The 18,182-nt window shown below is 71.3% G+C and carries 19 protein-coding genes and 1 tRNA gene; 4 read left to right on the forward strand and 16 right to left on the reverse strand.

The window, feature by feature from the left end:
- Positions 1–7: 7 nt before the first annotated feature.
- The 4 genes from CyaNS01_RS12875 to CyaNS01_RS12890 all read right to left on the reverse strand — a co-directional run bounded on the left by CyaNS01_RS12875 (position 8) and on the right by CyaNS01_RS12890 (position 3,145).
- Complete coding sequence (locus CyaNS01_RS12875) at positions 8–1,000, reverse strand: Gfo/Idh/MocA family protein (RefSeq protein ID WP_186697405.1); 993 nt, start codon at positions 998–1,000, stop codon at positions 8–10.
- Positions 1,001–1,028: 28 nt separating this feature from the next.
- On the reverse strand, positions 1,029–2,366 hold the full coding sequence (locus CyaNS01_RS12880) for a hemolysin family protein (protein WP_186700815.1): 1,338 nt from the start codon (positions 2,364–2,366) through the stop codon (positions 1,029–1,031).
- Positions 2,367–2,492: 126 nt separating this feature from the next.
- Positions 2,493–2,565: transfer RNA gene (locus tag CyaNS01_RS12885), tRNA-Ile, on the reverse strand.
- Between the two features lie 43 nt (positions 2,566–2,608).
- Complete coding sequence (locus CyaNS01_RS12890) at positions 2,609–3,145, reverse strand: Occludin/ELL family protein (protein ID WP_225875682.1); 537 nt, start codon at positions 3,143–3,145, stop codon at positions 2,609–2,611.
- Positions 3,146–3,360: 215 nt separating this feature from the next.
- Here CyaNS01_RS12890 and pyrE point away from each other — a divergent pair, with 215 nt between their 5' ends.
- Both pyrE and CyaNS01_RS12900 read left to right on the forward strand, forming a co-directional pair.
- On the forward strand, positions 3,361–3,912 hold the full coding sequence (gene pyrE / locus CyaNS01_RS12895) for an orotate phosphoribosyltransferase (protein WP_186697406.1): 552 nt from the start codon (positions 3,361–3,363) through the stop codon (positions 3,910–3,912).
- An 8-nt stretch (positions 3,913–3,920) separates the two neighbouring features.
- On the forward strand, positions 3,921–4,922 hold the full coding sequence (locus CyaNS01_RS12900) for a folate-binding protein YgfZ (RefSeq protein ID WP_186697407.1): 1,002 nt from the start codon (positions 3,921–3,923) through the stop codon (positions 4,920–4,922).
- A 1-nt stretch (position 4,923) separates the two neighbouring features.
- On the opposite strand, the gene CyaNS01_RS12905 is transcribed toward CyaNS01_RS12900, so the two are convergent.
- Positions 4,924–6,405, reverse strand: a complete 1,482-nt coding sequence (locus CyaNS01_RS12905) for a TM0106 family RecB-like putative nuclease (RefSeq protein WP_186697408.1) — start codon at positions 6,403–6,405, stop codon at positions 4,924–4,926.
- A gap of 124 nt (positions 6,406–6,529) precedes the next feature.
- Between CyaNS01_RS12905 and CyaNS01_RS12910 the strand changes: the two genes are divergently transcribed.
- Positions 6,530–7,999, forward strand: a complete 1,470-nt coding sequence (locus tag CyaNS01_RS12910) for a phosphoglucomutase/phosphomannomutase family protein (RefSeq protein ID WP_186697409.1) — start codon at positions 6,530–6,532, stop codon at positions 7,997–7,999.
- A 10-nt stretch (positions 8,000–8,009) separates the two neighbouring features.
- The gene (gene rdgB / locus CyaNS01_RS12915; protein WP_186697410.1) at positions 8,010–8,639 is read left to right on the forward strand and encodes an RdgB/HAM1 family non-canonical purine NTP pyrophosphatase; all 630 of its coding nucleotides are present in this window, start codon (positions 8,010–8,012) and stop codon (positions 8,637–8,639) included.
- Here rdgB and CyaNS01_RS12920 read toward each other — a convergent pair.
- The 11 genes from CyaNS01_RS12920 to CyaNS01_RS12970 form a co-directional block, all read right to left on the reverse strand.
- On the reverse strand, positions 8,636–10,186 hold the full coding sequence (locus CyaNS01_RS12920) for a carotenoid oxygenase family protein (RefSeq protein WP_186697411.1): 1,551 nt from the start codon (positions 10,184–10,186) through the stop codon (positions 8,636–8,638). The genes rdgB and CyaNS01_RS12920 overlap by 4 nt on opposite strands.
- Positions 10,183–11,931, reverse strand: a complete 1,749-nt coding sequence (locus CyaNS01_RS12925) for an ABC transporter ATP-binding protein (RefSeq protein WP_186697412.1) — start codon at positions 11,929–11,931, stop codon at positions 10,183–10,185. The genes CyaNS01_RS12920 and CyaNS01_RS12925 overlap by 4 nt, the downstream gene beginning before the upstream one ends.
- Positions 11,928–13,064 carry a lipid-A-disaccharide synthase gene (gene lpxB / locus CyaNS01_RS12930; protein WP_186697413.1) on the reverse strand — a complete coding sequence of 379 codons (1,137 nt, stop codon included), beginning with the start codon at positions 13,062–13,064 and terminating at the stop codon, positions 11,928–11,930. The genes CyaNS01_RS12925 and lpxB overlap by 4 nt, the downstream gene beginning before the upstream one ends.
- Positions 13,055–14,146, reverse strand: a complete 1,092-nt coding sequence (gene lpxK / locus CyaNS01_RS12935; RefSeq protein ID WP_186697414.1) for a tetraacyldisaccharide 4'-kinase — start codon at positions 14,144–14,146, stop codon at positions 13,055–13,057. Before lpxK ends, lpxB begins: the two co-directional genes overlap by 10 nt.
- Positions 14,146–15,471: a 3-deoxy-D-manno-octulosonic acid transferase gene (locus tag CyaNS01_RS12940; RefSeq protein ID WP_186697415.1), complete on the reverse strand. Its 1,326-nt coding sequence runs from the start codon at positions 15,469–15,471 to the stop codon at positions 14,146–14,148. Before CyaNS01_RS12940 ends, lpxK begins: the two co-directional genes overlap by 1 nt.
- A gap of 4 nt (positions 15,472–15,475) precedes the next feature.
- On the reverse strand, positions 15,476–16,147 hold the full coding sequence (locus CyaNS01_RS12945) for a lysophospholipid acyltransferase family protein (protein WP_186697416.1): 672 nt from the start codon (positions 16,145–16,147) through the stop codon (positions 15,476–15,478).
- Positions 16,148–16,282: 135 nt separating this feature from the next.
- Positions 16,283–16,483 (reverse strand): photosystem II reaction center protein J, encoded by a 201-nt coding sequence (locus tag CyaNS01_RS12950; RefSeq protein WP_186697417.1) that lies wholly within the window; start codon positions 16,481–16,483, stop codon positions 16,283–16,285.
- A 15-nt stretch (positions 16,484–16,498) separates the two neighbouring features.
- Positions 16,499–16,618 (reverse strand): photosystem II reaction center protein L, encoded by a 120-nt coding sequence (locus CyaNS01_RS12955; protein WP_186697418.1) that lies wholly within the window; start codon positions 16,616–16,618, stop codon positions 16,499–16,501.
- A gap of 11 nt (positions 16,619–16,629) precedes the next feature.
- Positions 16,630–16,767 (reverse strand): cytochrome b559 subunit beta, encoded by a 138-nt coding sequence (gene psbF / locus CyaNS01_RS12960; protein WP_006909199.1) that lies wholly within the window; start codon positions 16,765–16,767, stop codon positions 16,630–16,632.
- Between the two features lie 6 nt (positions 16,768–16,773).
- Entirely contained in the window at positions 16,774–17,022 is a 249-nt protein-coding gene (gene psbE, locus CyaNS01_RS12965; RefSeq protein WP_186697419.1) for a cytochrome b559 subunit alpha, read from the reverse strand.
- A gap of 120 nt (positions 17,023–17,142) precedes the next feature.
- Positions 17,143–18,171, reverse strand: a complete 1,029-nt coding sequence (locus CyaNS01_RS12970; RefSeq protein ID WP_225875683.1) for a photosynthesis system II assembly factor Ycf48 — start codon at positions 18,169–18,171, stop codon at positions 17,143–17,145.
- Positions 18,172–18,182 lie beyond the last annotated feature (11 nt).

An 18,182-nucleotide genomic window follows, 5' to 3' on the forward strand; every position in this document is an offset into this window, starting at 1 on the left:
AGGCGGTTCAGATCGGCTGCTCCAGGGTCATCGAGAGGCTGGGCTGCTCGACGCAGTCCTCGATCAGATCGGCCAGCAGCAGCGCCCGCGACGCCTGCAGACCATCCACCGCCGGCACCTCCCGGCCCCTCACGCACTGCAGAAAGTGCTCGAGTTCGGCGTAGAGCGGCTCGATCGAGGTGGTGCTCACCTCCTCGATCACACCATCGGAGCGGTACACGAGCTCACCGTGCTCGGCGCTCACGGTCTCATGGGCACGGCGGTGAATGTGCAGGGTGCGGTTGAGGAAGTCGGTCTCCACCAGGGAGGAGCGGCAGTGGGCGCTGAGGCTGCGGATCTTGCGGTGGGCCATCTTGCTGGCGGTGAGGCTGGCCACCACCCCGTTGGCGAAGGCCAGGGTGGCGTTGACGTAGTCGATCGGGCCCTCGGCGGAGCGCCCCCCTGCCGCCGCCAGGCGCACCACGGGCGCACCGGCCAGCTCCAGCACCAAGTCGATGTCGTGGATCATCAGGTCCAGCACCACGGACACGTCGTTGGCCCGGTCGGGGTGGGGGCTGTGGCGCCGGGCCTCCAGCACCACCACCTCCTCGCTGGCCACCACCTTCATCAGTTCGCGGAAGGCGGGATTGAAGCGCTCGATGTGGCCCACCTGAAGCAGCACACCCGCGGCCTCGGCAGCCTGGATCAGGGCAGCGGCCTCCTCGCGGCTGGCGGCAATCGGCTTCTCGATCAGCACGTGCTTGCCGGCCTCCAGGCAGCGCATCCCCACGGCGTGGTGCTGCAGGGTGGGCACGGCGATGCAGACCGCATCCACCAGGGGCAGGAGCTGCTCGAAGCCGGCGTGCCAGGGACAGCCGAACTGGTCGGTGGCCAGGGCGCCGCGGCGGGGATCCGGGTCGGCCACCCCCACCAGGTGGGCATCCTTGATCAGGCTCAGCACCCGGGCGTGGTGCCAGCCCATGTTGCCGATGCCGATGACACCCACGCGCACAGGGTTCATGGCAGGGGCGTGCAAACCGCGTGAATTATCAATGATCGCCGCTCCCCTGCTGCCGCTCTGAGCCATCGGCCTCCTGGGCTGCCGCCACTGGGCTGCTGTCGGGGCGCCGCTCGATCTCCACCTGGGCGATCCGCGGACCCTCCATGGCCAGGATGCGGAAGTGGTAGCCCTTCCAGCGCAGGCTCTCGCCAGCGGCGGGGATGTGCTGCAGCCGCTCCAGGAGGAAGCCCGCCAGGGTGTGGTGGCCCTCCGCCTCAGGCAGGGGCACGGGCAACTGCCGGTTCAGTTCCACGATCTCGAGATCGCCCACCGCCAACCAGCAGCCTTCCCTGAGCTGCTGCAGCTCGTCGAGCCGCTCCCGGGGGTCGTCGTCATCTCCGACGATCTCGCTGGTGAGGTCAGCCACGGTGACCAGGCCCTCGGTGCCGCCGTGCTCATCCACCACCACCAGCAGCGGCTGGCCGCTGCGGATCAGGGGCAGCAGCTCGGCCAGGGGGGTGCTCTCCTGCACCTGGGCCACCGGCACCACAAAGGGGGCCAGGGGGGTGTCGGGACTGAGCAATCCTCGGGCGATCGGATCGGCCAGGCGCCGCAGATCCAGCAGGCCTTTCACATCATCGAGGGAGCTGCCCAGCACGGGGAAGCGGGCGTGGGCTGTGTCATGCACCGCCCGCATCAGCTCCGCGAAGGTCACGTCGATGGGGAGGGTGACCATGCCCGAGCGGGGCACCATCACCTCCCGCACCAGGGTGTCGCGCAGGGAGAACACACCTTCGAGGATGTTGCGCTCATCGGGCATCAGCCCGGTGACACTGCCCGATTCGATCAGGGTTTCCAGCTCACCGGCGGATAGCATCGGCACCAGCTCATCCCAGTTGCTGGGCAGGCCCAGCAGCCGCAGCACGATGGCCGAGATCCGCTCGATCAGGCCAATCACCGGGGCGAGGCTCCTGCTCACCGCCACCAGCAGGGGCGAGAGGCGCAGGGCCGAACTCTCGGGGCTGTGCAGCACCCAGGCCTTGGGGGCCAGGCCGCCGAGCACGGTGGCCGCCAGCACCAGGGCCAGAAACACCCCTCCATCCAGCCAGGCTGAGGGAAGCCCGAGGGCCGCCCAGGCCTCGGTGAACCGATCGGCCACCGCGCGGCCAGCCCAGCCGATCGCCACCAGGGCGAGCACGGCGCCGAGCTGGGTGGCCACCAGAACCCGCCGCAGCCGCCGCTGCAGCGCGGCCACGGCCCTGGCCCCGGGTTCGCCACTCTCGAGCAACTGGCTCACACGGCTGGGGCGGAGCTTGATCACCGCCAGCTCGCCGGCCGAGAAGAAGGCCTGCAGCAGCAGCAGAACGGGCAGGGCAAGCAGCAGGATCACCAGGCGTGCAGCCGGGCCGGCCGAGGCGGAGGAAACAGCGGGTGGGGCACGCGGAGAGGGCGTCCTGGGGGGTGTCGTCTGCTGACGCTAAGGCCGGTCGCCGGCGTAGGTCGCCAGCCTTGATGGGGGTCGCGAGGATCGAACTCGCCTAAGGCGGATTATGAGCCCGCTGCATTCACCAGATTGCTAGGCCCCCGGGGAGTGGCTTGAGGCGGTGGATCGCTCGCTGACAGCCGGGCTCACCAGAGACCACGAACCGGCGGCGGCGGCGACCAGGTGGGGCCGGGGTCCTGCCATACGGTGGGCAGGGCCTGCTCGGAGCCGAGGTGGCCGTTGAAGCCACTCGAGACATCCGCCGTACGCAGCGGCATGGGGTCGCTCTGACGCTCGTTCAGGGCCCGGAAGGTGTTTTCGATCGCCGTGCTGTCCCAGACGATCGCCTGGTCGGAAAAGCCCAGGCCCATCACCCGGGTGCCATCACCACCGCCCATGGCGATGCCGAACAGCTCGGTGATCTGATTGCCGAGGCTCACGGCCTGGGCGAAAGGGGCGGCGTAGCTGTAATAGCGCCGTTGCACCAGATCAGGCACCGTCTGCACGGCGCTGCAACGGGTGACTTCCACCGGAGCCGAGGGAAGGCCTGACCTGGAGGGCTGGTCGAGAGGAGCCTCCAGGGTGGTGGTGCAGATCATCGGGCCGGCCTGGGCCGGCTGGGCCCCCAGCAGTGCGCCAGCCAGCAGGCCCAGCGAAGCGGCCAGTCCGGCGGACACGGCCACTCCAGCAGGCGCACTGAGGTGGTCGGGACCTGGCCGGCCACCCCGAAGTTGGATCACCAGCCTTGCGCGCGCATTCATCTACATGCCCATGCCAGTTACAACGCAGACTACCGACTGAGATTCGTTTCTTCCACAGCGAACCGCCTGTTCATCGCCAAGCCGTGCTCTTGCCCTCTCCCCCCACCTGTCTGGCCCCGTCCGCAACGCCGTCGGCCATGCGGCAGGAACTGCTGCAGCGCCTGGCCCGCCAGGCTTACAGGCGCGGCAGTTTCACCCTGGCCTCGGGTCGCAGCAGCGATCACTACGTGAACTGCAAGCCCGTGAGCCTCAGCGGCGTGGGGCTGGCCCTGCTCGGATCGCTGCTGCTGGCCGAGGTGGAAGCCGAGGCGGCAGCCGTGGCCGGACTCACCCTGGGGGCCGATCCCCTCGTGAGCGCCGTGGCCCTGCGGGCGGCCCTGGAGGGCCGGGACCTGGCAGCCCTGATCGTGCGCAAACAGGCCAAGGGCCATGGCACGGGCGCCTGGCTGGAGGGTCCGCTGCCGGCGGCCGGCAACCGGATCACCGTGCTGGAGGACGTGGTGACCACCGGCGGCTCCTCACTCCTGGCGGTGAACCAGCTCCGGCAGGCGGGCTATGCGGTGGAGCGGGTGGTGACCATCGTGGACCGGCAGGAGGGTGGCCTTGAGGCCATGACGGCCGCCGGCCTGGAGCTGCGCAGCCTGTTTCTGCTCGACGAGCTGGCGGCCACGGCCAGCGCTCTGCCCTGAACTCCACCATGCACGATCCCTGGACCTGGCAACCCGCCCCCGCGGCACGGCTGCAGCAAGCCGTGACCCTGCTGCACCTGCGCGGGCCCGACACCCTGCGGTTTCTGCATGGACAGACCAGCGCTGATCTGGAACGCGCCCCAGCGGGGGCCTGGATCCGCACCTGCTGCATTTCCCCCACCGGCCGCATGCGGGCCCTGGCGGAGGTGCTCGTGGAGCGCGAGGGCGCCTGGCTGGTGATCACCCACGGGGATGCCGCCGCCGTCCGCGCCGGTCTCGACCGGGTGCTCTTCCCCGCCGATCAGGTGGAGCTGGGCGCGTTGCAGCCCGCCTGGCTGCTGACGCCCCTGCCCAGCCTCAGCCCCGCCGTCGCCACACCCACCCCGGCCGGCCCGCCAGCAGCACTGCAGTGGCAGGCCCTGCCCGCGGATCAGGGCTGGCGGCTGGGGCCAGGCTGGTTGCTCCACCAGCTCACGGCTCTGCCCGCGGAACTGGAGGCCCTGCCGCCCCTGGGCGCCGACGAGCAGGAGCGCTGGCGGCTGCAGCAGGGCCTGCCGGCCGAACCGGCTGAACTCAACGACGGCACCAACCCGTTTGAGCTGGGCCTGGCGGATCGGGTGAGCCTCTCGAAGGGCTGCTACGTGGGCCAGGAAACCCTGGCCAAGCTGGCCACCTACGACGGCGTCAAACAACAGCTGCGCCGCTGGCATCTGCCCCAGCCTGCGGAGGGCTCCGGGGCGGAGCAGCCCACGCCACTGGCGGCAGCTCCGATCGGCGCGGTGCTGCTCAGTGCCGAGGAATCCGATGGCGGCCGCTGCGGCAGCGTCACCTCCGCCCTGCAGCTCGCTTCGGGCGCCTGGATCGGCCTGGCCCTGGTGCGCCGCCAGGCCCTTGCCGCCACCGAACTGCGACTCGGCCCCGGCGGGCCCTGCGTGCAGATGTCCACCCCGGCTGGGTTCATGGCCCCGCCGGTGGGGGCCGGCTCCGGGAGCGCATCCGGGGCCAGCTGAGTCAGCCTGGGCCGTCGAGCAGCCAGCGCACCACCGCCCAGGTGGCCAGGTTGTCGTCGCGGTTGTAGGTGAAGATCCGCTGCAGGCGCTGGCCGCCGCCGTCGCGGCGCCACTGGCGCCACCACAGCAGACAGCGGGCGCCATCCACGCCGCTCTGGCTCCAGCGAAAGCCGAGCCAGCTGGCCACGGCCTTCAAGCCGTAGCTGTTCACCGGCAGGCGCCAGTGGCGCCGCACCCTGGCATGCACGTCCACCAGCCGCTGCCGCAGAGCCGTGAGTTCGGCCTCCCCAGCCCCCTGGCGCCGGGCCAGGCGCAGCAGGGCGATCGACTCGGTTTCGCCGTAGTGGAGCAGCGGCCAGGCCGGGTAGCGCCCGAGCAGCCGCCGCAGCCGCTGCCACAGCAGGGCCTCGCCGTGGTCATACAGGGCCAGCAGGGGCTGATAGCGCCAGCTGCCCTGGGCGGGCACAGGGCCTGCCGGCCAGGCGCCGTCGGCGCCGCGGGGCACGATCACGAACCCGTGCAGGAAGTCGTCGCGGGCATCGGGATCCGATTCGATGTCATAGAGCAGCACGCCGGGGCAGTGGCGCAGTTCGGGGAGCGGATCGAGGCCGCCTGCCCCCTCGGCCGCAGGGGGCTCCGGCTCCAGCCGCTCAGGCCGCCCCTGGGCCTGCACCCGGGCCTGGGCCACCAGCACCGCGGCGTTGTGGCGATGTTGCTCGCCGTGCACGGCCAGGGCCTCCCCCAGCCAGGCCGGATCGGCGGCCGCCAGCTCCTTGAGATTGGTGATGCCCAGCCCCAGCAGCATCTCGCGCCGCTTGCCGCCAATGCCGCTCACCTCGCTGAGATGGCCCTCGGCCGCCGCCTCCTGATCGCACTTGCCGCGCCAGCTGCAGAGCACACACTTCTTGCGGTCGGCCACCAGGGGCGGTGGCTCTGGGCTCTCCATGGTTTCGGCGAGGCGCACAAGGGCGTCATCGAGCTGGTGCTGCAGGCCAGCGCTGAGGCTGAGGGTGTCTCGCTGCAGGTTCCGGCCCGAGCCCGCCACCACCAGGGCCTGGGGCACAGGGGCTCGCTGGTACTCGGCCAGCAGCCGACCCCACAGAGCCAGCAGCAACCGGTGCTCGCGGGTGAGGTTACGGCCCTGGCGCCCCAGCACCGGGCGGTAGGCATGGTCGCCCCAGCGGCTGGGGCCCGGCAGCCGCTCCAGCAGGGAGGGATGGGCCTGCAGCTGCAGACCCGCGGGCCCCTCCCCCTGCAGCCGCAGCCCCACCACCCCCGGGGCAGCGGCTGCACAGGCCGCCTCGCCATGGCCGGGTTTCTGGGCCAGAAGGCTCTGGAAACTGGCCAGCTGGTCGCTGAGGGCCAGGCTGCGATGGGCCGTCCAGCGCCTGGCCTCCGGATCGCCATGGCGATCCAGCCAGGCCCGGCGCTTGCAGCGCAGCCAGCTGCGCAACAGCCGGTCGGTGAGCACCACCTGGGTCATCGGCGGATCGTCAGCTGGGGGAGGGGGCTGAGGCGCGGAGGGGCCCGGCACCAGGGCCCAGCGGCCTGGCAACGCTAGTCAGCTGGGGGATCCGGCAAGCTGGCGGGCACCACACCCAAGGTTCATGGTTTCAGCCCCGCTGCCCCTGGACGCGGCCCCGATCAGCTTCGGCACCGATGGCTGGCGGGGCATCCTCGGCGTGGACATCACCGTGGAGCGGCTGTTGCCGGTGGCGGCGGCCGCCGCCCGCGAACTGGCCGCCTCGGCGCCGGCGGAGCTGCGCAGCCGCGAAGTGGTGATCGGCTACGACCGCCGCTTCCTGGCGCCGGAGCTGGCCGAGGCCATCTGCGCCGCCGTGAGGGGAGCCGAACTGGAGCCCGTGCTCGCCGACACCCCCACCCCCACACCCACCAGCAGCTGGGCGGTGGTGGAGCGCGGCGCCCTCGGCGCCCTGGTGATCACCGCCAGCCACAACCCGCCCGAATGGCTCGGCCTCAAGATCAAGGGGCCCTTCGGTGGCTCGGTGGAGGGGGACTTCACCCAGCGGGTGGAAACACGCCTGGCCGCCGGCGGCATCACCGTGCCGCGGCCGGGCGAAACGCTCCGCTTCGATGCCCTCGGCCCCTACCTGGCGGGCCTGCGGGCCAAGGTGGACACCGGCGCCCTGGCGGCAGGGCTGGAGCGGCTCGGCCTGAGTGTGATCGTGGATCCGATGCACGGCTCCGCCGCCGGCGTGCTGCCTGCCCTGCTGGGCCCCCAGGCCCTGGCCAGCGGGGCCATCCAGGAGATCCGCAGCCAGCGGGACCCCCTGTTCGGCGGCCATCCCCCCGAGCCCCTGGCGCCCTACCTGCAGGAGCTCATTGCCGCGGTGCGCGCCAGCACGGCGGCCGGCAAACCGGCCATGGGAATCGTGTTCGACGGCGATGGCGACCGCATCGCGGCGGTGGATGAGCTGGGCCGCTTCTGCAGCACCCAGCTGCTGATGCCCCTGTTCATCGACCACCTGGCCCGGGCCCGCCAGCTGCCGGGGCTGGTGATCAAGACCGTGAGCGGCTCCGACCTGATGCAGCAGGTGGCGGAGGGGCTGGGGCGCACCGTGCTGGAAAAACCGGTGGGCTTCAAGTACATCGCCGCCGAGATGCTGGCTGGCGAGGTGCTGGTGGGGGGCGAGGAATCGGGCGGCGTGGGGTTCGGCATGCACCTGCCGGAACGGGACGCCCCCTTTGCCGCCCTGCTGCTGATCGAGGCGCTGGTGGAGGGTGGCGTGCCCCTGGGCCAGCGCCTCGATGCCCTGCAGCAGCGCTGTGGCGGAGCCGCGGCCTACGACCGACTCGATCTGCGCCTGCCGGACATGGCCGCCCGGGGCCGGCTGGAGGCCCTGCTGGCCGCCCAGCCGCCGGCCGAGGTGGCCGGAGTGCCGGTGCAGGAGGTGATCCGCACCGACGGCGTGAAGCTGCGGCTGGGACCCAGCCACTGGCTGATGCTGCGCTTCTCGGGCACCGAGCCACTGCTGCGGCTCTACTGCGAGGCCCCCACTCCGGAGCGGGTGGCCTGTGTGCTCGCCTGGGCACAGCAGCTGGCCGAGCAGGTGTGAGGCTCTGGCCATGGAAACCACGAACAGCAAACCCGGCGTGCTGGTGATCGCCAGCGGCAACGCCGGCAAAGTGCGCGAATTCAGCCGGCTGCTGGCGGGGCTGGGCCTGGAGGTGAGGCCCCAGCCCGCAGGCCTGGAGGTGGAGGAAACGGGCAGCAGCTTCGCCGAGAACGCGGCCATCAAGGCCACCGCCGTGGCCCGCCTGACGGGCTGCTGGGCCCTGGCCGACGACTCCGGCCTCTGCGTGGCGGCCCTCGGCGGTGCCCCGGGAGTGCAGTCAGCCCGCTACGCCGCCACCGATGCCGCCCGCATCGCCCGGCTGCTGGACGAACTGGCCGCCGTCGGTGGCAGCTCCAGCGCCGCCAAGGCCGAGCAGCGCAGCGCTCAGTTCAGCGCCGCCCTGGCCGTGGCCGACCCCCAAGGCAGGGTGCGGCTGGCGGTGGAGGGTCACTGCCCGGGCGTGATTCTGGAGGCGCCCCGGGGCACGGGGGGCTTTGGGTACGACCCGGTGTTCCACGTGCCCGAGGCCGGCCAGACCTTCGCCGAGATGGACAGCGCCACCAAGGCCCGCCTGGGCCATCGGGGCCGCGCCTTCGCGGCCCTCGCACCCCAGCTGCGCCAGCTGTTCGCCAGCCCTTAGGCCGCCACCCAGCTGCCGTGCAGGCCATGGGGGATGGCCAGCGGCAGCTCCAGCACCGCCTGCTCGGAGAGATCGTGGGCGTTGAGGATCACCAGATCACTGGCGCAGCGGGCGCCGTTCCACACCACGCAGAGCAGCCAGCCGTCGTCTTCAGGGCCGCTGGCGGCTTCAGAGCCCGTGCCGGCGCGGGGCACCATCACGGGCTCGCTCACGAAGCTCCGCGCCCCGGCGCACCACACGCGCCGCTCGCCGCTGCTGAGATCCAGCTTCTCGATCGCTTGCAAGGGCGCATTGCCACGCTCCTGCTCGGTCACGGCCATCCAGGCGAAGCGGGCCTCGCGGCCCTGGCGGGCCGGATGCACGGTGGCGAATTCGCAGCAGCGCTGCTCCAGCCAGTCGGAGCTCACGGCCCCGGCAGGATCAGTGGCGGCTCGCTCCAGGTCGATGCGGCAGCGCTTCAGCTGCCCCTCGGGAATGGCCTCGAAGTCCACCGAGCGGAAGTCGTCGCCGGGGCCGATCGAGGGGAAGTCGGCGTAGAAGATCGAATCGAGCACCAGCTCGCCCGTGGCTTCATCCTCGAAGGCATTGAGGTGGTGGAACACAAAGCCCTCGGGGGCTGGCACCTCCAGGGGCTTGGCATGGCGCTCCGCCGCGGCGCTGCCGGGCCGGGGCACCAGAAAGAAGCGGCCGATCTCGCCGGGCTTGGAGGCCAGGCACTGGGCTGCCCCCTTCTGGCCGAGCACGTAGGGCAGGGGATTGAAGGCCATGGCGTTCTGCAGGAACACGGCCCAGTTGGGGGTGATGGCGAAGTCGTGCAGGAAGGCGAAGCCCGCCATCGTGTCGTGGCGCTCCGCCAGCAGCTGGCCCGCCTGCACGCCGGCGGCAGGGTCGTCGGCCGTGGCGAACTCCATCAGCCGGATCGTGCTGCGCGGCCCGCTCTTGACACCGAAGGTCACCATCCGTGGCGCCCCCCGGTGACCGGGATCAAAGCGGGGGTGGGCGCTGAAGGCCTCACCCGGCTTGAGCACCCCATCGAGGCGGCTGAGGCCCCGGGTTTCCAGGCTGTGGGGATCGAGGGCATGGGGTTCCGCCGCCTCCCAGAGGGCCAGCAGCTGGTCGCCGAGGCGCACCACGTGGGTGTTGGCGATGTTCTTGAGCCGCAGGTCGAAGGCGTTGGCCAGAGCCCCCCCCGGTTTCTGGGTGCCGAACACGCCGCGGTACACGAAACGGCCGGCGCTCTCCTCGGCCTGCCAGCCCTCCGTGCGCACGAAGCGGTTGCTGAGCCGGGCCTCGCCGCCCTCAAAGCGCAGGGCCGTGATCATGCCGTCGCCATCGAAGGGGTGGTGCACCCACTGCCCGCCCCGCTCCAGCCGGCCCGGGCCGTTGCGGTAGAGGCTGCCGCAGAGCTCGGCCGGGATGGTGCCCCGGCTCGCCGTGACGGCCACATCGGCGAGCTCGGTGCCCACGTTGCGGAAGGAGCTGGCCCAGTCCGCCCGCTGCCAGGTGGCGCCGGAGGGGGCCGGGGAACGGCTGGGGGCGATGGTCATCGGGACGACACCACGGAAGGGTTTGCGAATTGTGTCGAAAATAAGGCGGCATACCGGCCGCCGCGAGCCATCAGCTCCCGGTGGGTGCCGGATTCCACCATCGCGCCGGCCTCGATCACGCAGATCCGGTCGGCGTTCACCACCGTGGAGAGCCGGTGGGCCACCACCAGGGTGGTGCGGTTGCTCATCAGGCGATCCAGGGCCTCCTGCACCACCTGCTCCGAGGCGGAATCCAGGGCGGAGGTGGCCTCGTCGAGCAACAGGATCGGGGCGTTCTTGATCAGGGCGCGGGCGATGGCGATGCGCTGCCGCTGGCCGCCTGAGAGCAGGGTGCCGTTCTCGCCGATCAGGGTGTCATAGCCCTGGGGCAGCTGGGCGATGAAGCCATGGGCGTTGGCGGCCCGGGCCGCGGCCTCGACGGCCGCGCGGGAGGCGGCAGCATGGCCATAGGCGATGTTGTTCGCCACCGTGTCGTTGAACAGGAAGGTGTTCTGATCCACCACCGAGATCAGACTCCGCAACGAGGCCAGGGAGAGCTCGCGGATGTCGATGCCGTCAATGCTGATCCGGCCGGCGTCCGGGTCGTAGAAGCGGCAGAAGAGGTCGATGATCGTGCTCTTGCCGCCGCCGCTGGGGCCCACCAGGGCCACGGTGCTGCCCACGGGGATCCTCAGCGCCAACTGGCGGATCACGGGGTCGGTGCCGTAGCCGAAGCTCAGGGCCTCAGCCCGCAGCTCCCGGGCCACCCCCTGCAACTGCCGCGGCACCGGAGCCTCCACCGGATCCACTGGGGTGTCGAGGATGGCGAAGAGATCCTGGGCCGCCGACACCCCCTGCTGCAGCACTGCATTGGCCCGTGCCAGCCCCTTGAACGGCGCGTAGCAGAGGTAGAGGGAGGTGAGAAAGGCGAAGAAGCTGCCGGTGGTGCGGCTGCCGCTGATCACCGCCTCGCCGCCGTACACCAGCACCGCGCTGAACCCCACCGCCCCCAGCAGCTCCATCAGGGGCTGGTTGGCGAGCTTGGCCCTGGTGGTGCGCAGGGCCGCCTTGAGCACGGCGGTGTTCTCCTCGTGGAAGCGTTTCAGCTCATAGGCCTCCATGCCGAAGACCTTCACCACCCGGGAGCCCACCAGCGACTCCTGCAGGTAGCTGGCCAGCCGCGCCAGGCTTGACTGGCCGCGGCTGGAGTGGCGCCGCACCTTCTTCGAGGAGCGCAGCACCGGCAGGATCGCCACTGGAAAGAGAATGAAGGCGATCAGGGCCAGCAGCCAGTCCTGGTAGAAGGCCACCAGCACCAGGGCCAGCAGGGTGAGCGCATCTTTGAAGATCGAGGAGAAGCCGTCCACGATGCCGGTCTTGACCAGCGTCACATCACTGAGCAGACGCGAGATCAGGGTGCTGGAGGGATGGCGGTCGATGTACGACTGCGGCAGCACCATCACCTTGGCGGCCAGATCGGAGCGCAGATCCGCCGTGATCGACTGGCTCACCGTCTCGGTGAGGTAGGCCCCCAGGTACTGGCAGACGGCCCGCAGCACGATCACCCCCAGGATCACGGCCGGAGCGCTGTAGAGCCGGCCCCGATCACTGCTGGGCAGCACGTCGTCGAAGAGGTGGCGAATCACCAGAGGCACGAAGCCCGTGGAGGCCCCATAGCCGAGGTTGAACAGCAGGGCCAGCAGAAAGGTGGGCCACAGATAGGGCTTCCCGTAGGCCAGGAAGCGCCGGTACACAGGCCTGCTCATCGCACAAGATCCACCAGTTCGTCGGCCGCCCGGGCCGAGGCGCCCGGCGGCCCCATCTTGCTGCGGAGCTCCTCCACGGCCTGGCGCACCCCGGCGGGATCGGCCAGCAGCTGGCGCAGCTCCCGCACCAGGTTGGCCGGCGTCACGGCCCGCTGCACCAGCTCCGGGAAGGCGACCCGACCCAGAATCACATTCGGCAGACCGATCACCCGATGGCGGGTGGCCAGCCTGGCCAACAGATAGGTGAGCCGCGAGAAGCGGTAGACGATCACGTGGGGACAACCCAGCAGGGCGGCCTGCAGGGTGGCGGTGCCGGAGCTGACCAGGGCGCCATCGGCGGCGTGCAGCAGGTTGTTGGTGTCCTCGCCGGAGCAGCAGCGGGGCAGGGGGGTCTCCCCGGCCACCTGCTCGAGAAAGGCCTGGTCCACCGTGGGGGCCCGCAGCAGGCCCACCTGCCAGCCCTCCCGGCGGAACGCGGCGGCGGCGGCGAGCAGGGCCGGCAGCAGCAGCCGGATCTCGGCGCGGCGGCTGCCCGGCAACAGCAGCAACAGCCGCTGATCGGGCCGGAAGCCATGGCGCCGCAGGGTGGCCTCCCGGCTGGAGGTCACCGCCAGCCCATCCATCAGGGGATGGCCCACGTAGCGGGCGAAGGCCCGGCCGTGGGCATTGAACAGCGGCGCCTCGAAGGGAAAGATCACCGCCAGACGATCGATGTAGCCGGCCATCCGGCGCGCCCGGCCCTGGCCCCAGGCCCACACCTGCGGAGCGATGTAGAAGAACACCGGAATGCCGCGCCGGTGGGCCTCCTGGGCCACCAGGAGGTTGAAGCCCGGGTAGTCGATCAGGGCCACGGCCGCCGGGCGCTGGCGGTCCATCTGGCGCTTCAGCAGCCGCATCACCCGGTAGTGGCGGCCCAGGCTGCCCAGGATCTCCACCACCCCGGCAGCGGAGAGATGGCGCACATCGGCCAGCTGCAAGAGGCCGGCGGCCCGCATCCGCTCCCCCCCCACGCCCAGGATTTCGGCCTCGGGCAGGCGAGAGCGCAGCTGCCGCAGCAGGGCACCGCCGTGCAGGTCGCCCGAGGCCTCACCCGCCACCACCAGCAGCCGCAATGGGGCCGGGCTCAGCTCCATGCCAGCCGCAACCGCTCCTGCACCAGGTCGGCCAGGGCCTTGAGCGCCTCAGGATCCAGCACCAGGGGCACGGCCGCCACCACGCTGCGGGAATGGGGGGGCAGGCGATGCCAGTCCTTCACGGTGGTCACCAGCGTGGCTCCTCCCCGGGCCTGGGCCATGGCCAGCAGCCGCTCCAGATCGGCCTGAGCATAGGGGTGGTGGTCGGGGAAGGCCTGGCTCCCCACCAGCTGCAGCCCCGCCTGGCGCAGCGCCGCAAAGAACTTGCCCGGCAAGCCGATGCCGCAGAAGGCCAGCAGCGGCCGTCCCCGCAGGCTGGGGGCCGGCTGCAGGCTGGCGGGCACCCGCAACCAGGGTTTGGCGGCGGGCCAGCCCAACTGCTCGGGGGCAAGACGGCCCCCCAGATCAGGCAGGTCCACGCTGGGGTCGCCGCCGGCCATGGGAGCAGCGCCGCTGCCGGTGAGCACCAGCAGGTCGGCGCGCCCCAGCTGGGAGGCCGGCTCGCGCAGGGGTCCAGCGGGAAAGAGCAGCCCATTGCCGAGGCCATGGCGCTCATCGAGCACGGTCACGTCGCAGTCGCGGGCCAGGGACCAGTGCTGCAGGCCGTCATCCAGCAGCAGCAGCTCGGCCCCCTCGGCCACCGCCTGGCGGGCCGCGGAGCGGCGATCAGAACCCACCCACACCGGCACGCCGGGCAGGCTGCCCATCAGCTCGAGGGCCTCATCCCCCACCTGCCGCAGGGGGGCACGGCGCCCCGCCTCCGGCGCCAGCGGCTCCCGGCCGCGGCCGCCCTCCAGGCGGATCGGCGAGCGGCGGCCGCTGCCGTAGCCGCGGGTGAGCACGGCCAGGCGCACCCCCCGCCTGCCCAGCTCCCGGGCCAGACCGATCACCAGGGGGGTCTTGCCGGTGCCGCCCAGCGTGATGTTGCCGATCGACACCACCGGCACCGCTGGGCGCAGGGGTCGCACCCAGCCCCGGTGCAGCCCGCTGGCGAGGGCATAGAGCACGGCCAGTGGACGCAGCAGCCGTGCCCTCAGGGAGGGACCGCGCTGGTAGAGGAACGCAGGCGGCCGGATCAGCATCAGCGCGCCTCCCGGGCCAGGTGGGCGTCGGCCAGCCCGGCGTCGGTGAGATCAGCAGTGCCCAGTTCAGCGATCAGGCGCTTGGCGATGCGGCGCGAGGGACCCTCCAGACGCAAGGGGGGTGGCGCCGGCGCCCCCCGGCTCAGCAGCTCCACCACCCGAGCCCAGAGCAGCTCGTCGGTGGGGCAGGCATGGAGCCAACCGGCGGCCTGCAGCTCCTCGCTGAGGCCAGCGAAGTTGGCCATGTCCGGCCCACACACCACGGGTTTGCCGGCGCGGATGGCCTCCAGGGGATTGTGGCCCCCTATCCGGTGTCGCCCCGCAGCCAGGCTGCCGCCCATCACCACCAGATCCGACGCCCCAATCCAGCTGCCCATCGCTCCCAGGACATCCACCACCAGCACGTCGAGATCAGCATGGTCAGCCGGGCCCCTGGCGGCCAGCTCCCTCCAGAGAATGGCCACAAGGCCCTGCCGCCGGGCCAGCTCGAGCACGGCGGCAGCCCGCGGCGGGTGCCGCGGCACCAGCACCAGGGTGAGCGGGCCCAGCTGCTGCTGCAGCCGCTGGCGGGCCTGGAGCAGCAGCTCCTCCTCCCCGGCATGGCTGCTGGCCAGGAGCAGCACCGGCCCCCGGCGCCGCAGCGGTTGCAGCCGGGCCAGGATCGCCTCGTCCGCGGCGAGGGGATCGGCGTCCCGCTTGGTGGAGCCCACCACCTCCACCTGGGTGGCGCCCAGCCGACGCAGGCGGGCGGCATCGGGCTCCGACTGGGCCCAGCAGAGACGGGCACGGCCATAGAGCCAGGCGGCGTAGGCCGGCTGGCGGCGGTGGCGGCGGTAGGAGCGCTCGCTCATGCGGGCATTGACCAGGTGCAGCCGCGGCATGGCCAGCACCAGCTCCGGCCACAGCTCAGCCTCCGCCAGCAACCCCAGCTGGGGCCGCCAGTGGCGGCGGAACAGGGCCAGGGCCAGCCAGTGGTCCACCGGCGCCAGCTGATGGATCACCCCCTCCGGCAGCAGCCGCTGGGCCAGCTGGGCGGAGCTGCGGCTCACTGAGGTGACCAGCAGCGCCGGTGGCTCCAGGCCCGATTCGGCAGCGGCTGCGCCCAGCTCCCGCAGCAGGGGCAACAGTGCCGTGAGCTCGCCGACGCTGGCGCCGTGCATCCAGATCAGGGGGCCGGGGGGGCGCTGATGGCCCGCCCAGCCCAGCCGCTCCGGGAACCGGCGCAACTCCTCCTTGCCCTGCAACAGCCGCAGCAGCAGCAGCAGCAGGATCCCGGGGGTGAGCAGGGTCTGCAGCAGTCGCAGGCCCAGCAACGGCAGTGTCACCGGCTCAGAGGGCACGGGAGGCCTGCTCCGAAGCGGCTTCCAGGGCCGCCTCCAGCTGTTCGGCCTGCAGGGCGAGGGCCTCGGTATCCTCCACCGGCGGCAACCACAGGGGCGCCCCCAGGCTGAGCACGGCCGAGCAGAAGGGGAAGGGCAGCAGGGTGCGGTCCCAGGAGCGCAACCGGCGCCCCCGGCGCACGGCCAGGCCCACCGGCACCACGGCACACCCCGACTGCTGGGCCAGGTGCACGACACCGGGCTTGACGCGCCGGGCAGGGCCCCTGGGGCCGTCCGGGGTGATGCAGATTGAGCGTCCCCGGCGCAGCAGCTGAATCAGTTGCAGATAGGCGCGCACACCCCCCCGGGTGGAGGAGCCGGCCACCAGCTCAACGCCGCGCATGCGGGCCGCCACCCCCACGATCTGGGCATCGCGATGGGCGCTGAGCAGCACCGCCACCGGGCGTCCACTGCTGATGCGCAGCATCGGCATGAAGAACACATGGCAATGCCAGAGCGCATAGATCACCGGCCGCCCCTGCGCGCCGATCAAACGGGCACTGAGCTGGTCGCGGCGCACCACGACGCGGGAGGTGAGCAGGATCAGCTGTCCGTAGGCGTTGAGCAGAGCACCCGCAAACCAGGCCAGGGCCCCGTGATTCAGGAGGGTGCGCTTCTTCACCGGAGAGCGGGGAACGGGCCGGAGGTCGAGGCTTCAGCCAAACCGTCTCCCACAGGAAACCCCGGTGGCAGCCAGGCTGTCCACCGGGGGAGAGGCATTGCTGGGGATGGCTTGGGCCGGGAATCGGGCCAGGATTCAGGCAGAGCCGACGCCGGTGTAGGAGCCGTAGAAGAACAGGCCCACCACGAAGATCACAGCCATGCCACCGGCGGTGGCCACCAGCCACAGGGGCAGAACGCCTGCTGTCCAGCGGGAGCGCCAGGCCACAGCCGGACGGCCGTCAGGCAGGCGATCCGGGATCCGGCCATCTGGGATGTTGGATTTCTTGCCGCTCATGGGGTGCCCTCCGGATCAGTTGAAGAAGTAGCTGGTGAACAGCACACCGGTGACGAAGACCAGCAGCAGCCCCAGGTAGAGGCTGGTGCGGTTGAGCTCAACCGGCAGGTTGTTGGGGTTCGGGTTGCGTTGCATGGCAGGAGACCTCAGCGACGGATGAACTGCATGGCCGCCAGGGCCCCCAGAAAGAACACCGTGGGAATACCCAGGGCGTGAACGGAGAGCCAGCGCACCGTGAAGATCGGATAGTTGCGCGGCGTGGTCGAGACGGGAGACTGGGTCATGGGGATTTATGGCAGACGCAGGTCAAGCTGGCTCTTGCCCTCATAGCGCTGGCTCACAACGGGAGCCTTGCTCTCCTGGGCCTGGAAATAGGCGTCGGGGCGAGGCGTGCCGAAGGCGTCATAGGCCAGGCCGGTGGACACGAACAGGAAGCCAGCAAGGAAGATCGCTGGCAAGGTGACCGCGTGGATCACCCAGTAGCGAATGCTGGTGATGATTTCGAAGAACGGGCGTTCCCCTGTAGAGCCGGCAGCCATAGCGACAAGCGTTCAGCTCGGCGATCCTAGGGGGAGGGTCTGGCCCTGCGGGAGCGGCCGTCCCCCTTGGTTACAGAAGTTGGCGAGCCTGAGAAACGCCGCTGGATCGCGGGCCGTCCCTCAGCCCACCCAGCGCAGCAGCGAGCCGCGCTCGCCCAGCACGAAGCCCTTGCTGCCGTCGCGGCTGAACACGATGCGGGTGAAGTTGGAGGGCTCCTGGGCCCCCACCGGGTCCTGCTCCCAGCTGCGGCCGTCGTCGCTGCTCACCAGCAGGGTGCCGCTGCCGCCGCCGGCCCAGATCCCACCACGGGGATCCCAGGCCATGTCGAGGTAGCCGTAGCCATTGGTGATCGGGATCACCGGCTTGCTCCACTGCTCGGGCTCGGCGGGATCGCTGCCGAAGCGGATCTGGGCACCGCGGGCCAGCATCCAGAGCGTGCCGTCAGGGCGGAAGCCGATGGTCTGCAGGCGCTGGCTGCTCACCCGCTGGTGCACCTGCCACACCTCCTGGCCGGGATTCCAGGTGGAGAAGAAATTGCCCAGGCTGCTGACGCTCACATAGCGGCCATCAGGGCTGCGGCGCAGCTCGCGCACGGCGCCGGCCGCATCCCCCACCCGGGCCTGCCAGCTGGCACCGCCATCGCTGGTGTCGTAGATGGCTCCCACGCTGGTGGCCAGTTCGGCCGTGTCCCGGCCGAGGGCCGTGACCAGGTAGGGCTCGCCGGGCAGCTTGGTGTCGAGGAACAGGCGGCTCCAGTTGCGGCCGGCATCGGAGCTGTGCAGCAGCAGGCCGGGCTGGCCCACGATCCAGCCCTCGTCGCCGCGGAAGTCGATGCTGATCAGGCGGAAGTTCTCCTCCTCGGGCAGATCGAGGGCCCGCTCCTCCCAGCTGGCACCGCCGTCGCTGGTTTCCAGGATCAGCCGGTTGCTGCCCACCAGGAAGCCGTGGTCGGCGTCGGAGAAGGCCACGGCCAGCGGGTTGGCCGTGGTGTTGAGGGGTACGGACTCCCAGGGACTGTCGACCGTGCGGGCCAGGCCGGTGGTGACGCAGCCACCCAGCCCCAGGCTGATCCCCAGCACCAGCAGCAGGGAGCACAGCGAGGAGAGCAGGCGGGGGCGGAGCGGGAAGCTGGAGGAGGAGCGGTTCATCGGCGCGGGCA

It is taken from the genome of Cyanobium sp. NS01, assembly GCF_014280235.1.
Taxonomy (GTDB): domain Bacteria; phylum Cyanobacteriota; class Cyanobacteriia; order PCC-6307; family Cyanobiaceae; genus NIES-981.